General features: G+C 61.0%; 15 protein-coding genes. 9 read left to right on the plus strand and 6 right to left on the minus strand.

Annotated features, from left to right (window positions below; all coding sequences use genetic code 11):
- Positions 1–67 precede the first annotated feature (67 nt).
- The 4 genes from ASG19_RS18615 (at position 68) to ASG19_RS18630 (ending at position 5,532) form a co-directional block, all read left to right on the plus strand.
- Positions 68–1,894 carry a potassium/proton antiporter gene (locus tag ASG19_RS18615; RefSeq protein ID WP_062460829.1) on the plus strand — a complete coding sequence of 609 codons (1,827 nt, stop codon included), beginning with the start codon at positions 68–70 and terminating at the stop codon, positions 1,892–1,894.
- A 118-nt stretch (positions 1,895–2,012) separates the two neighbouring features.
- Positions 2,013–3,212, plus strand: a complete 1,200-nt coding sequence (locus tag ASG19_RS18620; protein ID WP_062460831.1) for a phosphoglycerate kinase — start codon at positions 2,013–2,015, stop codon at positions 3,210–3,212.
- Positions 3,213–3,485: 273 nt separating this feature from the next.
- Entirely contained in the window at positions 3,486–4,382 is an 897-nt protein-coding gene (locus ASG19_RS18625; protein WP_062460834.1) for a fructose bisphosphate aldolase, read from the plus strand.
- Between the two features lie 232 nt (positions 4,383–4,614).
- Positions 4,615–5,532: a PhzF family phenazine biosynthesis protein gene (locus tag ASG19_RS18630; protein ID WP_062460837.1), complete on the plus strand. Its 918-nt coding sequence runs from the start codon at positions 4,615–4,617 to the stop codon at positions 5,530–5,532.
- On the opposite strand, the gene ASG19_RS24260 is transcribed toward ASG19_RS18630, so the two are convergent.
- Positions 5,533–5,697 carry a hypothetical protein gene (locus ASG19_RS24260; RefSeq protein ID WP_174196147.1) on the minus strand — a complete coding sequence of 55 codons (165 nt, stop codon included), beginning with the start codon at positions 5,695–5,697 and terminating at the stop codon, positions 5,533–5,535.
- Positions 5,698–5,904: 207 nt separating this feature from the next.
- On the opposite strand from ASG19_RS24260, the gene ASG19_RS18635 reads away from it, so the two are divergent.
- From ASG19_RS18635 to ASG19_RS18645, 3 genes are all read left to right on the plus strand, one after another.
- A complete protein-coding gene (locus tag ASG19_RS18635; protein ID WP_062460840.1) occupies positions 5,905–7,182 on the plus strand; it encodes an MFS transporter in 1,278 nt (425 codons plus the stop codon).
- Between the two features lie 18 nt (positions 7,183–7,200).
- Positions 7,201–7,392 carry a DUF1192 domain-containing protein gene (locus ASG19_RS18640; protein ID WP_062460843.1) on the plus strand — a complete coding sequence of 64 codons (192 nt, stop codon included), beginning with the start codon at positions 7,201–7,203 and terminating at the stop codon, positions 7,390–7,392.
- Positions 7,393–7,833: 441 nt separating this feature from the next.
- On the plus strand, positions 7,834–8,346 hold the full coding sequence (locus ASG19_RS18645; protein WP_062461855.1) for a DUF1465 family protein: 513 nt from the start codon (positions 7,834–7,836) through the stop codon (positions 8,344–8,346).
- 56 nt (positions 8,347–8,402) lie between these two features.
- On the opposite strand, the gene ASG19_RS18650 is transcribed toward ASG19_RS18645, so the two are convergent.
- Entirely contained in the window at positions 8,403–8,939 is a 537-nt protein-coding gene (locus ASG19_RS18650; protein WP_156466567.1) for an AAA family ATPase, read from the minus strand.
- A gap of 65 nt (positions 8,940–9,004) precedes the next feature.
- Positions 9,005–9,226 (minus strand): 50S ribosomal protein L31, encoded by a 222-nt coding sequence (rpmE, locus tag ASG19_RS18655; protein WP_062460846.1) that lies wholly within the window; start codon positions 9,224–9,226, stop codon positions 9,005–9,007.
- 187 nt (positions 9,227–9,413) lie between these two features.
- Between rpmE and ASG19_RS18660 the strand changes: the two genes are divergently transcribed.
- Both ASG19_RS18660 and ASG19_RS18665 read left to right on the plus strand, forming a co-directional pair.
- On the plus strand, positions 9,414–11,210 hold the full coding sequence (locus tag ASG19_RS18660) for an ABC transporter transmembrane domain-containing protein (protein WP_062460850.1): 1,797 nt from the start codon (positions 9,414–9,416) through the stop codon (positions 11,208–11,210).
- Positions 11,210–12,463, plus strand: a complete 1,254-nt coding sequence (locus tag ASG19_RS18665; protein WP_062460853.1) for a glucoamylase family protein — start codon at positions 11,210–11,212, stop codon at positions 12,461–12,463. The genes ASG19_RS18660 and ASG19_RS18665 overlap by 1 nt, the downstream gene beginning before the upstream one ends.
- Positions 12,464–12,484: 21 nt before the next feature.
- On the opposite strand, the gene ASG19_RS18670 is transcribed toward ASG19_RS18665, so the two are convergent.
- The 3 genes from ASG19_RS18670 to ASG19_RS18680 are packed head-to-tail and all read right to left on the minus strand — an operon-like array spanning position 12,485 to position 14,813.
- Positions 12,485–12,706 (minus strand): hypothetical protein, encoded by a 222-nt coding sequence (locus ASG19_RS18670; RefSeq protein WP_062460856.1) that lies wholly within the window; start codon positions 12,704–12,706, stop codon positions 12,485–12,487.
- 1 nt (position 12,707) lies between these two features.
- A complete protein-coding gene (locus ASG19_RS18675) occupies positions 12,708–13,739 on the minus strand; it encodes a peptidoglycan -binding protein (protein WP_062460859.1) in 1,032 nt (343 codons plus the stop codon).
- A gap of 3 nt (positions 13,740–13,742) precedes the next feature.
- A complete protein-coding gene (locus ASG19_RS18680; protein WP_062460863.1) occupies positions 13,743–14,813 on the minus strand; it encodes a hypothetical protein in 1,071 nt (356 codons plus the stop codon).
- Positions 14,814–14,884 lie beyond the last annotated feature (71 nt).

A 14,884-nucleotide genomic window follows, 5' to 3' on the forward strand; every position in this document is an offset into this window, starting at 1 on the left:
CCGACAATCGCCGGGCCTGCTGATGGATGGATTTCCGTAAACGGCGGCGAGAGGAAGGACGGGGACTTTGGAGGCTTTCTACATCATCCTGCTGGTCGGCACGGTTCTGGTGTTGGCTGCGGCCTTTTCCAGCCTGCTTGCCTTCCGGTTCGGCGCCCCCCTGCTTCTCGTCTTCCTGTCGATCGGCCTGCTGGCCGGTGTCGATGGTCTTGGCATCCGCTTCGAGAACTACTCCTTCACCTTCATGCTGGGGTCGTTGGCGCTCGCCATCATCCTGTTCGATAGCGGCTTCGGCACCTCGCTCCACTCCTTCCGCATAGCCGCGGTTCCGGCGCTCACGCTCGCGTCCGTCGGCGTGCTCTTGACCGCCGGCGTATTCGGCGTCGCGGCCAAGTATTTCCTGGGCTTCAGCTGGCTCGAAGGCTTCCTGCTCGGGTCGATCGTCGCCTCGACTGACGCTGCCGCGGTGTTCTTTCTGCTGCGCATCGGCGGCATCAACATCCGCGACAAGGTGCGCTCCACGCTCGAAGTGGAATCCGGCACCAACGACCCGATGGCGATCTTCCTGACGATCGCGCTGTCCGAACTGCTCGCCACCGGCCAGGGCTTCGGCGGCCTCGACCTGCATTTCGCCGTCATGTTCCTCGAGGAAATGGGGCTCGGCGTCATCTTCGGCCTGCTCGGCGGCTTGATGATCGTCTGGGTGCTGAACCGCTTCACCTCCGATCGGGGTCTCGCTCCGATCCTGGTCCTCACGCTTGCGTTGCTCGTGTTCGCCTTCACCGGCGCCATGGGCGGCAGCGGCTTTCTTGCGGTCTATGTGGCCGGCATCTACTCGGGCAATCGCAAGATGTTTGCCAAGCACCAGATCACGCGCTTCAACGAGGGGCTGACGTGGCTGGCGCAGATCATCATGTTCCTGGTGCTCGGCCTGCTCGCCACACCCTCCCAGTTCCCGATCCTGCTCGTGCCGGCGATCGGTCTGGCGCTGTTCCTGATTTTCGTCGCCCGCCCCATCGCCGTGTGGATCAGCCTGATGGCCTATGACTTCACGCAGCAGGAAATCGGTTTTCTGTCCTGGGTCGGTCTGCGCGGTGCGGTGTCCATCCTGCTCGCCATCACGCCGATCCTGTCGGGCGCCGAAAACGGGTCCGTCTTCTTCAACGTCACCTTCATCATCGTGCTCGTCTCGCTTCTCCTGCAGGGTTGGACGATCAAGCCGGTGGCGCGGTATCTCGGGTTGATCATCCCGCCGCGGATCGGCGCCGTCGACAAGCTGGAACTCGACCTTCCCGGCAAGGCGACCCATGAACTGATCTCTTACCGCGTCCTGAAAGACAGCCCGATCCTGTCCGGCGAGCGCATTCCCCGCTGGGCCATGCCGTCGCTGGTCATCCGCGACGGCCGCAGCCTGCGTTACCAGTATGCCGGACGCCTGCGGGAGAACGATCAGGTCTACCTGTTCGTGACGCCGAACTATACCAAACTGCTCGATCGGCTGTTTGCGAGCCGCGTGCCTGTCGATGATGACGATGCCGAGTTCTTCGGCGCCTTCGCCATCTCGCCGACACGGCCCGCAACCGAACTGGACCTCGCCTATGGTCCGGGCCTGCTCTCGGCAACCGAGCAGGCAATGACGATCGGCGAACTGATGCATTCCAGGCTGGGCGGCAAGACGGAATATGCCGACCGCATGCGCTTCGGCTCGATCGTGCTGATCGTGCGGGAAACCGACGAGCTGGACCATGTCACCAAAATTGGCGTCTCGCTGGAACCGGTGGAGCCTGCAACCAAGCTGCCGATCTTCATCAATATGCGCGAAATCGCCCACCGGATAAGGGACCAGATCCGCAAGTATCGCGGCAAGCCGGTGCCCGGCCGCCCCTCCGCCTGAACCCTGGCCGCCATCCGGCAACCGGCGCAAAGGCTATTTCGTTGAGCCGACAGCCTTGCGCCGTCGGACAAGAATAGTATGGTCCCGCCACCCTTTATCAAGCAACGGGATCAGTACCATGCCGGCCTTCAAGACCCTCGACGACCTCACCGATATCGCAGGTAAGCGCATTCTCGTCCGCGTCGACCTCAACGTTCCCGTGAGCGACGGCAAGGTGACGGACGCGACCCGTATCGAGCGCGTTGCTCCGACAATCACGGAACTGTCGAAGAAAGGCGCCAAGGTCATCCTGCTCGCCCATTTCGGCCGCCCCAAGGGCGAACCGGTCGCCGACATGTCGCTGTCCCAGATCGTCATGGCCGTCAATCAGGTGCTCGGTCAGAAGATCCTCTTCGCATCCGACTGCATCGGCCCTGAAGCCGAGGATGCTGTCGCCTCGATGAAGAACGGCGATGTCCTGCTTCTCGAAAACACCCGCTTCCACACGGGCGAGGAAAAGAACGACAGCGGCTTTACCGAAGAACTGGCGAAGAACGGCGATATCTATGTCAACGACGCCTTCTCGGCCGCCCACCGCGCCCATGCCTCCACGGAAGGTCTTGCCCACCGCCTGCCCGCCTATGCCGGCCGCACGATGCAGGCTGAGCTCGAAGCGCTGGAAAAGGGTCTTGGCGCCCCTGCCCGCCCGGTCGTCGCCATCGTCGGCGGCGCCAAGGTTTCTAGCAAGATCGATCTGCTGCAGAACCTGGTGAAGAAGGTGGACGCGCTGGTGATCGGCGGCGGCATGGCGAACACGTTCATCGCAGCGCAAGGCATCGATGTGGGCAAGTCGCTCTGCGAGCATGATCTTGCAGACACCGCCCGCGCCATCATGGCCGAAGCAGAAGCGTCCGGCTGCACCATCGTGCTGCCAAGTGACGGCGTCGTTGCCCGCGAGTTCAAGGCGAATGCCGACAACGAAACCGTCGCTATCGATGCGATCCCGTCCGATGCGATGATGCTCGACGTCGGCCCGAAATCCGTCGAAGCCGTCAACGAATGGATCGGCAAGGCCTCGACGCTGGTCTGGAACGGCCCGCTCGGCGCCTTCGAGATCACCCCGTTCGACACAGCGACCGTCTCCGCTGCAAAATTTGCAGCCGCTGAGACGAAGGCCGGCAGGCTGGTTTCAGTCGCCGGTGGCGGCGATACGGTGGCAGCACTCAACCATGCAGGCGTGGCCGACGATTTCTCCTACGTCTCGACCGCTGGCGGCGCCTTCCTGGAATGGATGGAAGGCAAGGAACTGCCCGGCGTTTCGGTGCTGACCAAGGCCTGACCGACCGGCATTCCAGAACGCGACCCCCGATGGGTTCAGAGGCGCGGGAGATAGGCTTCCGCGCCCGATCGGCAAGGCGAATTTAAAGAAATTCAATATTTTAAACGATTGAAACGATTTCAATCGTTTCAATGGCTTAGAGCATCATTTCCCTTTAAAAGAACTTCTGTTATCGGCGGGAGAGAACTTCGGATATGCTCTTCAATATCGGGCTCTCCGAAGATTGAATGGGCACACGCGCGCAACGCGCCATTGTGAGGGATAGGAGCGATTATGGTAGACGCGAAGATGTTGGACAAAGTCAGGTCGGCGCCCGGTTTCATTGCGGCGCTTGATCAGAGCGGTGGTTCGACACCCAAAGCGCTGCTGCTCTACGGCATTGCCGAAACCGAATACCAGGGCGACGAAGAGATGTTTCGCCTGATGCACGCCATGCGCGCCCGCATCATGAAGGCACCGGCCTTTACAGGCGACAAGGTCGTCGGCGCCATCCTGTTCGAGCGCACAATGGATGGCGATGTCGACGGCGAACCGGTTCCCTCCTACCTCTGGAACAAGCGCGGCGTCGTGCCTTTCCTGAAGATTGACAAGGGCCTCGCTGCCGAAGAAAACGGCGTGCAACTGATGAAGCCGATGCCTGATCTCGACGCTCTCCTGATCCGCGGCCGCGAAAAGGGAATTTTCGGTACAAAGATGCGCTCGGTGATTGCCTCTGCCGACAAGGCCGGCATCGCTGACGTCGTGCAGCAGCAGTTCGAAGTCGCGCGCCAGATCATCGCACAGGGCCTCGTTCCGATCATCGAACCGGAGATCCTCATTAACAGCCCGACCAAGGCTGAAGCTGAGACTATCCTGCGCGACGAGATCGCCCAGCAGCTCGACACGCTCGGTCCGGGCGAAGACGTGATGCTGAAGGTAACGATCCCAACGGTCGCCGATTTCTATGCGGATCTCGCCGCTCACAAGTCGGTCGTTCGCCTCGTTGCCCTGTCCGGCGGCTACAGCCGCGTCGATGCCTGCGAAAAGCTGAGCCACAACCGCGACATGATCGCGAGCTTCTCGCGCGCGCTCACCGAAAACCTGCGCGTCTCAATGAGCGATGCAGATTTCGACGCGAGCCTGGCTGAAACCATCGACGGGATCTATTCCGCGAGCGTCAACAAGGCCTGATGCTCTAACCCAGATGCTGCGGCATCGGGAACACGAACCTGGAAAAGGCCGCCTCAGCTTTAATAGCTCTGGCCCTTTTCATGGGAGGAAGAGGCCGCACCGGGGGGTGCGGCCTTTCTCGTTTCCAGACCCTGCCCAGACAATCAGGATTGATGTCTTCCATCAAAACCATTGTCTGGTGATGGGAGATCGCAGGCTCTAGAAGTTACGTTCTCAACTGGGGAGCCCGTCCATGCCTGTCGTCGATTTCGTCACCGTCGATGTCTTTACCGACCAGCGCTTCTTCGGCAATCCGCTTGCGGTCATCACAGACGCCCGCGGCCTTTCGGGCGATGAGATGCAGGCGATCGCAACGGAGTTCGGCTATTCCGAAACCACGTTCGTGCTTCCACCGGACAATCCAGCCAACACGGCGCGCGTGCGCATCTTCACACCGACGACAGAGGTTCCCTTTGCCGGCCATCCGAATGTCGGAACTGCCTTCGTCCTTGGAAACCTGCCCGACCTGTTCGGCAACGCTTTAGGCAACACGCTCCGCTTCGAGGAAATCGCCGGACTGGTCGAGATCGACCTGATCCGGGAGGGCGATGTGGTTGTCGGCGCAACCATCCGGGCACCGCGGCCACTTGAACTGGGCGCCGAGATCGAGCCCGAACGTATCGCCGACTGCGCATCCATCGGCGTCGGGCATGTCGTCATGCACAATCACGCACCCGTCTTCGCATCGGTCGGCTTGCCATTCGCAGTTGCTGAGTTGGACGGCCTGCAGGCGCTCGCCGCGGCCAGGCCGGATCTCACGTCATTCCATCGCGCGGCCGAGATCGGCCCGGGCGATCAGATGGAGTTTTCGCTGTTTCTCTATGTCCGTGATGCCAAGGATCCCCTGCATATCCGTGCCCGCATGTTCGCACCGCTCGACAATGTGCCGGAAGACCCGGCAACGGGTAGCGCGTCTGCAGCGCTCGGCGCGTTCCTCGCGACGCTTGACCCTGAAACTGACGCCGATATCCGCATGACCGTCGAACAGGGTGTGGAGATGGGCCGCCGCAGCGTGATCGAGCTCGCCATGGTCAAAAGAGAGGGTCGCGTCACCGATGTGCGGATCAGCGGAAGCTGCGTGAAGGTGATGAGCGGCCGGATCGAGCTGTAATCAGCCGACGAACTCGCGCAGCAGCAGTGCTAAGGACCAGAGCGCGAAGGCGACCAGCGCCAGCTTCCAGAAATCCATCCGGCGCCTGAGGCCCGGGAGGTTCAATGGCTTGATGATCTGCACGACCATGGCCAGCATCAACAGGACGGAGATTGTTTTTGTCATCTGTCTTTCGTCACTGTTTCAAAGGCTCGCCACAGGCTGGACATTTTTGCTCTCCACCACAGTTAGACCGGGAGGAGAATCGGGGTCTGTTGCGTCATGATCTCTGATCTGCCTTACCTTCGTTAACGTCCTGTGCCGGTCTGCGCAACATCGCTCCGGCACGGCAGGGCGGATCACCGACCACGAAGAGAGCTGACAGTATAGACGATGAGCCGTAATCTCCTTCCCGTTCTCGCCCTCCTCACTGGTACGCTCTTTCTGTTCCTCGGCAATGGCCTGCAGGGTCTTTTGTTGCCGGTGCGCGGTTCGATCGAAGGCTACTCGAACGAGGTTCTCGGCCTGCTCGGCACAACCTGGGCCTCAGGTTTCGTCATCGGTTGCTTCGTGGCACCGAATGTCGTGCGCCGCATCGGGCACGTTCGCGCTTTTTCCGGCTTTCTGGCCCTGATCTGCCTCAACGTGCTTATGACCGGCCTGCTGGTCGATGACGTCGCGTGGCTCATCCTGCGGGCAATCACCGGCTTTTGCACTGCCGGTACGTCGATGATCATCGAAAGCTGGCTCAACGAACGTGCCACACCGGAAAACCGGGGCACGATCTTTTCCTTCTATATCTCCATCACCCTGTTCGGCGTTGTCGGTGGCCAGTTGATGGTGCCGTTTGCCGATGTGACGCTGCCGACGCTGTTCATGGTCTGCGGCATCCTCTACTCGATCGCCGCCCTGCCGACGACGCTGTCCAAGGCTGCGTCACCACAACCGCTGAAACGCGCGCGGCTGGATCTCAAGGGACTGTTTCGAAACTCGCCGATCTCCTGCGTAGGCATTCTCTTGGTCGGCATCGCCAACGGGGCCTATGGCACGCTCGGCGCCGTGTTCGCGACCAAGGTCGGCCTCGACAAGGGATCGGTCGCCGCAATGGTATCGATCACCATCTTTGCCGGCGCGATCATGCAGTTTCCGGCGGGCCGGTTGTCGGACAGGCTGGACCGCCGTCATGTTCTTGCAGTCCTCTCCGGCGTCAGTGCGCTGGCAGGCCTTGCCGTTGTGCTGGTTGCGCCGACCAACGTCTACACGATCGTTATCCTCGTCGCCACCTATGGCGCCGCCGCAAACGCGCTCTACCCGATCGCCGTTGCCCATGCCAACGACTTCGCCCAGCCCGAGGACTTCGTAAAGGTCTCCGGCGGCCTGTTGCTTCTTTACGGCATCGGGACGATCATCGGCCCGACGCTCGGAGGTCCTGTCATGACCTGGGCCGGCCCGCACGCTCTGTTTGGCGTCACGGCTGTCGCCCATCTGATGATCACCGTCTATGCGATCGTCCGAAGCCGGCAGCGCGCACCCGTCCCTGCCGGCGAACGCGACGCCTACACGACGGTGACTGGAACCAACGGACCACTCGCGACACCCGAGGGCCTCTCGCTCGATCCGCGCGCAAGACCCAAGGATGCAGCCGCGCCTGAACAGCAGACGACGCCATAACGGCCAAGGAGCCTTGAAATGTCATTTCTCGACGACGACCGCCCGAAGAAACCCGCAGCCCACGAGATCGGCGCCGATCTCTCGCTGCTCTCTGCGGACGAACTGCAGACGCGCATCACCATCCTGCAGGAAGAGATCGCGAGACTGGAAGCAGAGAAGGCGAGGAAGGCTGAGGGTCGCAAGGCCGCTGACAGCTTTTTCCGGACCTGATGTGCCGGACTAAGAATAAACCGCAAAACCACGACCAATCTTAAGCAAACATTAATCATTAACAGAGAATATAGCGATGTTCGGTTCTGCCGGACTCAGACAGTTTCACCGCTCGGCGAATGGTCTGATTTCTCCCTGTTTTACCTTGAGAGCCGCTTTTGCGGCTCTTTTTTTTGGCGGTCGGTCTGTACAGGCTCACGCAGCCATCAAAAACCCGTGCAAAAGGCCATTTTTAGGGGACTTGCGCTTTCGCAAGATCTGTTTCATTTCAAGAAGATCGAGGGCGTTTACCGGTTCCTGTGGGTATTAACCTTTCATTAAGAAACGCCTTGCGGATTTCCAGTATAAGGATCATGTTCACTTCATTCAGCGGGCCAGATGGAACTTTTTGAGCCACTTCGCCATTGCCTGAGTAAGAAAGCATTAGCAGGAATGAATTCGATGTCCGAGCAGGGATTGAACACAGTGAGTTTTGCGGGCCGCGCCGCAAGCTCTGCCCAGTTCAAGTCACTATACTCCGAAGGCATGGCTCTTGTTGAAGAGACAGCAAGCTATCTGGACGGTCAGGGTCGTGCTGCATCCAAGGTTCTGCCGCGCATGGCCTCGGTTCTGTATGCAGCTGAATCCATGCGTCTGACGACTCGCCTGATGCAGATGGCATCGTGGCTTTTGCTTCAGCGTGCCGTCAACAACGGCGAGATGAGCCGCGATCAGGTGCTTTCGGAAAAGAGCAAGGTGCGTCTCGACGGCTTCAATGTCGATCGCAACGCTCCGGGCTGGCTCGATCTGCCGGAAAGCTTCCGTGATCTTGTCGAACGCTCGCTTCGTTTGCAGAACCGCGTCGCTCTTCTGGACCGCGAAATCTATCGCGCCCCGGAAGCCGTTGTCATCTCCGACAACGAAAACAGTGTCCGCGCCCAGCAGAACCTGCTTCACACCGCATTTGGTGGCTGAGATCTGAACGTCGACGGTCCAAAGGCAGGCATTGGCCTGCCTTTTTGCGTTTGGGACTATAGAGATAGCGACGCCAGATAGGCGTTGACACTGTCACGACAGTCAAGCCGATGTTTCGGGCCCTCGAAGGCGCTGAACATCCGGTCATGCGCCTCGAATGAATTCCAGTTGTTGTGTCGGAAGCGATAGCCCGCCACCCAATGGAGTAGCTCTTCGAAGGACGCAACGCTTCCCCCGCCCTGAAGACCGCGATGGCGAATGTTTTCGAGGCAGACGTCGTCGGCGATGTCGAGGAAGATCAGCGTCGTTGCCCGGGTGATGGCGAGACTGGCAAGCCGGCCATAGACGCCCTCGATCAGCCAGACATCCTGTGCTGCAATCCGGCAAACGTCGTCGTCAACGACCTGCCTGTCACGGGCGATGCCGTAACGTCCCGGCTCCCAGTGGACGTCGTCCAGATGAATCGGGTGATGGCCGAGCGCCTCCCCCATCCTTGTCGCAAGCCACGTCTTACCCGATCCGCCATTGCCGAAAATGAGCACGCGGCAGAGCGGAAGCGGTAGCTTGGACAGACAGTTGGCCTTCTCCTCCATGCCTCCTAGAAAAACAAAAAAGCCCGGCTTTCGCCAGGCTTCTTTTGTCAAAATGCAAAAAGCAATTAGAGGCCGAGACCGCCGAAACGCTTGTTGAACTTGGAAACGCGGCCACCGCGGTCCAGCATCTGCTGGTTGCCGCCGGTCCAGGCCGGGTGCGATGTCGGGTCGATTTCGAGGTTCATGGTGGCGCCTTCGGTGCCCCAGGTCGAGAACGTCTCGTATTCGGTACCGTCGGTCATGACGACCTTGATCTTGTGGTAGTCGGGATGAATGCCAGCCTTCATGTCGCTATTCCTGCTCTGCGAGGTCCATTCGCCGCATTGCGCGAGCAAGAACCGTCTTTAACAAATGAAGCCGCAAACCGGACCGGTCACGGCTTCCCAATTGGATGCGGAGCCTATACAGGAAGGACGCCGCATGTACAAGTCCCCGAAAGGCTGAGATTCCGCTGCCGGGGGCCATGGAGACGACATGGCCGAAAGCCGAGAAGAACAGAAGAAAAACCGCAGTCTCAAGCCGCTTTCCCGACTGCTACCCTATCTTTCCCGCTACCGTGGCATGGTTGCCGGCGCGACTTTTTTCCTCGTCCTTGCCGCCTGCACCACACTTGCGCTGCCGCTGGCCGTCCGCCGCATGGTGGATCATGGATTCGCATCCTCTGACGGGCATTTCATCAACAACTATTTTGTAATGCTGTTCGTGCTGGCGGTCCTTCTCGCGATCGCAAGCGGCATGCGCTACTATTATGTCATCACCATCGGCGAGCGGGTGGTGGCGGATCTGCGCCGTGAGGTTTTCTCGCATGTGACGCGGCTGTCTGCTTCCTTCTTCGACGTCAACCAGTCCGGCGAGATCGTCTCGCGACTGACCGCCGATACGACCCAGATCAAGTCCGCCTTTGGTTCTGCCGCATCGCAGGCCCTGCGCAACACCATCCTCTGTCTCGGAGCGATGGGCATGATGGTGTATACGAGCCCTAAACTCTCGGCTCTGGCGCTTGGCGCCATCCCGCTGATCGTGTTCCCCCTCGTTGGCTTCGGCCGCTCGGTGCGCCGCCGGTCGCGTGCCGCCCAGGACATGCTGGCCGCGACTTCCGCCTATGCAGCTGAAACGATCGGCGCCACCCGCACCGTTCAGGCCTTTACCGGCGAGGCTGTCGCCACCTCGCGCTACAGCGACACGGTGGAGAATGCCTTTGAAGCCGCCCGCAAGTCGATCCGCGCCCGCGCGCTTCTGACCGGCTTCGGCATCGTGCTGATCTTCGGCTCGATCGTCGGCGTCCTCTGGTACGGCGCCCAGAGCGTGCTTGCCGGCACGATGACACCGGGCACGCTAGGCCAGTTCGTGCTTTATTCGGTGATTGCGGCAAGCTCGCTCGGCACACTGTCGGAAGTCTGGGGCGAGCTGTCTTCTGCAGGCGGCGCCGCCGAACGGCTGTCCGAACTGCTGGATGAAGTGTCCGCCGTGCGTGACCCGGAACACCCGAAAGCCCTCCCCTCACCCCCGCGCGGCGATGTCGCGTTCGACAGCGTCTCCTTCGCCTATCCCGCCCGTGTCAGCGCCATCACGCTCAATGCGCTTTCCCTGCATGTGGCGCCCGGAGAAACTGTCGCCATCGTCGGTCCCTCCGGTGCCGGCAAGAGCACGATCTTTTCGCTGCTGCTGCGCTTCTACGATCCGACGGCCGGATCGATCCGGCTCGACGGCGTCGACCTCCGCCATGCGACCCTTGAAGACATCCGCTCACGGCTTGCGATCGTACCGCAGGACGTGACGATCTTTGCAGCCTCCATCCACGACAACATCGCCTTCGGGGTACCGAACGCGACCCGCGAGGCCGTGCGTGCCGCAGCAATCGCTGCCCAAGCAGACGAATTCATCGCGAAGCTCGACAACGGCTATGACACGCTCGCCGGCGAACGCGGCATCACCCTGTCCGGCGGCCAGCGCCAGCGGATCGCCATCGCCCGCGCCATCCTGAAGGATGCTCCGGTCCTGCTGCTCGACGAAGCCACCTCGGCGCTCGATGCGGAAAGCGAAACACTGGTGCAAAAGGCACTCGACGGATTGATGCGCAACAGGACCACGCTCGTCATCGCCCATCGCCTCGCGACGGTGTTGAAGGCCGACCGGATCCTGGTGCTGAAAAACGGTCGCGTCGTCGAGGAAGGCACGCACCAGAGCCTGGTGGCGGCTGGCGGTCTCTATGCCAAGCTCGCGCGGCTGCAATTCCATGATCTCGAGCAAACTTCCGTCAGCGCGATCTGATGGACGCGACCCCCATCATCTCCGCAGATCTGGATAGTCTGCTCGATGACGTTCAGCATCGCACCTTCCGGTATTTCTGGGATGGTGCTCATCCGCAGAGCGGTCTCCCGTACGACAAATGCCTTCTCAACGGCACACCCGGCATCGATGCGATCTCGATCAGCGGCACGGGCTTTGGTCTGATGGCAATTCTGGTCGCCTGCGAGCGCGGCTGGATCACCAGCGACGAGGCGCTGGTTCGCATTACCACGATTGTCGAGAGCCTCGAACTGGCACCGCGCTACCACGGCGCGTTCTCTCACTTCATCAATCCCGCTACCAGCGCAATGATTCCGTTTTCTGCGCTGGATGATGGGGGCGACATCGTCGAAACGACCCTTCTCCTTCAGGGCCTGATCTGCGCCCGTGAATATTTCGCGGCAGAGACCATTTCCGAGAAATCGCTGCGCACCGCGATTACCCGGCTGTTCGACGAGGTCGAGTGGACCTGGTACACCCGCGGCAAGACCGACGGCCCGATCTACTGGCACTGGAGCCCGATCAACGAGTGGGCGATGAACCTGCCGATCACCGGCTGGAATGAGGCGCTGTCAACCTATGTCTTTGCCGCCGGCTCGGACACGTTTCCGATCGATCCGCAGAACTATCACTGCGGATGGGCACGCAACGGCGCCATGAAGAACGGCGAGGAATATTTCGGCATACAGCTGCCGCTGGGCGAACCCATGGGCGGGCCGCTGTTCCTGTCGCAATATTCCTTCTGTGCACTCAATCCACGCGGCCTGTCCGATCGCTACGCCGATTACTGGCGCCAGGCGGTCGCGCATTCACGGATCAACCGCGCCTATTGCCTGACTGTGCCGGAATATGCCGCAGCCGGCGTCTGGGGGCTGACGGCATCGGAAGCCCAGGCCGGCTACGCCGCCAATTCGCCGCTGGTCGATTTCGGCGCGATTGCACCGTCTGCAGCACTGTCGAGCTTTCCTTTCGTGCCCGGCCATGCGGAAGAAGCCTTGCGCGCGCTCCTTGCCTACGAGAACGGACGGCTGGTCAACCGCTTCGGCTTCGCCGACGCGTTTGCGCCAAAGACCGGCTGGGTCGCATCGACCTACATCGCTATCGACCAGGGTCCGATCGTCGCGATGATCGAGAACCACCGCTCGGGTCTGCTGTGGAAACTGTTCATGGCCGCTCCGGAAGTGCGCCGCGGCCTCGACCGGCTGGGATTCCGCTATCCCGATGTCTCCGCCTGAGGCGAGAGCGCAGCCGCCTGATCACTTCGCGCGCTTGAACGTCCATTTGACGACATGATCGCCATTGCGCTTGATCTTGGTCTTCATCTTCAGCTGGACCGATTGCTCGCCGAACGCAGCCTGCGCCTCCTCGAAAGCACGGCGCGCCTGCGCCATCGCCTCGTGATAGGCGGTATTGTCGCGGCGAGGCGTATCTGCCACGGCCTTGGCGATCGCGTCGATATCGGGCTTGCTGTAGGTCATGTCAGCGTTCGGTAAGCTTCAGTTCGATGCGGCGGTTCTGGTTTCTGGCATCCGACGTATCGCCAGCCGCGATCGGCTGGAACTCGCCAAAGCCCGCGGCCACCAGACGGTTGGCCGGCACGCCCTTCGAGATCAGATACTTGACCACGGATGTGGCGCGCGCGGACGAAAGCTCCCAGTTGTCGCGGTAACGTCCGGTGCCGGAAAGCGGCGCATTGTCCGTATGCCCGTCGACACGCAGCACCCAGTTGATCTCGGCTGGAATTTCCTTGGCGAGATCGAGGAGTGCGGAAGCAAGCTTGTCCATCTCCACGAGGCCGGCAGAATCGAGTTCGTTGCCGCCGACAGGGAACAGCACTTCCGACTGGAACACGAACCGGTCGCCGACGATGCGAATGTTTTCGCGGTCGGACAGAATTTCACGCAGACGCCCGAAGAAGTCGGAGCGGTAGCGATTGAGCTCCTGCACGCGGGCCGCAAGCGCCACGTTGAGGCGACGACCAAGATCCGAAATCTGCGCCTGCGAGTTGGCGTCCTTCGTTTCCGACGCCTGCAGTGCCTGTTCGACGGCGGCGATCTGGGCCCGCAGCGCCGCGATCTGCTGGTTGAGAAGCTCGATCTGGCTCATCGCCCGGGCGCTGACCTGCCGCTCGTTGGAGAGTTCACCCGTCAGAGTGGTCACGCGGGAATTGGCCGCGTCGCTTGCACCACTGCCCTGGTTGAGAAGCTGCTGCAGCCGCGACCGGTCGCTTTCAGCAACCGCCAGCGACGATTGCAGGTTGGCGAGCTGGTCTTCGATATCCTGATTGTTGCCCTTTTCCAGCGCCAGAAGCTCTGTCAGTTCCGCGATCTGGCTGTTCAGCCGGTTCAGAACCTCGTCGCGACCGGAAATCTCGCGTGTGAGCAGGAACTGCGCCAGCACGAACACCGTCAGCAGGAACATGATCGCCATCAAAAGCGTGGTCAGCGCGTCGACGAAGCCCGGCCAGTAGTCCACGCCGTGCTGGCGGCGACGGTTCTTGCCCAGCGCCATGGTCTACTTGCTCCCGATCTTGTCGGACTGACCGATCTTGTCGGAGAGCCGGTCCAGCGTGCGCCGCAAGGCCTTCGATTCTTCCTGCTGCGCCTCGATCCAGTCGCGCAGCATCTGCTGCTCGTTGCGCATGTTCTTGACCAGCCCCTGAATGCCTTCGGCAAGGTTTGCCATGGCAGCAAGCGACTTCTCGTTCTGCTGGACATCACCGCTGCCGGTTCTGCCCTGAGCCGCCGCAATCTTGCGCAGCTCGTCGGCAAGCGTCTTGAATTCGCCGGAGGAACCAGCTGAAAGCCCTGCCGCCGCAACCGGCGCGTCCGATCCCGTATCGGTCACCGATGAGAGCCAATTTTCGAGTTCCGTATAGAACCGGTTCTGGGCACGTCCTGCCTGGAGATCGAGGAAGCCGAGGATCAGCGAGCCCGAGAGGCCGAGCAGCGACGAGGAGAACGCCGTGCCCATACCGGCAAGCGGCTGCGCAAGACCGGTCTTGATAGCCGACAGAATGTCGTTGGAGCCGCCGGCGCCCGGATCGAGCGCACCGATGACGTCGCTGATCGAGCCGATCGTGCCGATCAGGCCCCAGAACGTGCCAAGCAGGCCGAGAAACACCAGGAGCCCGATCAGGTAACGGGACGTGTCGCGCGATTCGTCGAGGCGGGTACCGATCGAATCGAGAATGGAGCGCAAGGTTGCGGTCGAAAGCGCCGTCTTGCGGCGACCACCGATCAGCGAGCGCATCGGCGCCAGAAGTTTCGGCTCGCGGCCCACCTTGTCGACGGTGCCGGCAGCGCGGAACGAGTTGAACCAGCGCACTTCCGGAATAAGGCCGATGACCTGCAGGAAAACCAGGACGATACCAATCAACAGGACGCCGAGGATCAGACCGTTCAGACCCGGATTGGTCTGGAACGCTTGTGCGGCCTGACGGTACAGGATCGAGCAGACAAAACCGACGATGATCAGGAAGATCAGCATCGTCCAGAGGAAGGAAGCCGGGTTGGAAAGCTTTTCGGTAAAACGGCGGCGGTTAGCTTCAGTTTCGTCCAGATCGTCCACTGTCGCATTCGCCATAATAAGCCTCGCCTCTGGGTCGCGTCGCGCGGAGGCTAGAGCAAAATTGCGACGAATTGAAGTGTCGCCAC

Origin of the sequence: Rhizobium sp. Leaf306, assembly GCF_001423425.1 — a bacterium.
Lineage (GTDB): Bacteria > Pseudomonadota > Alphaproteobacteria > Rhizobiales > Rhizobiaceae > Neorhizobium > Neorhizobium soli.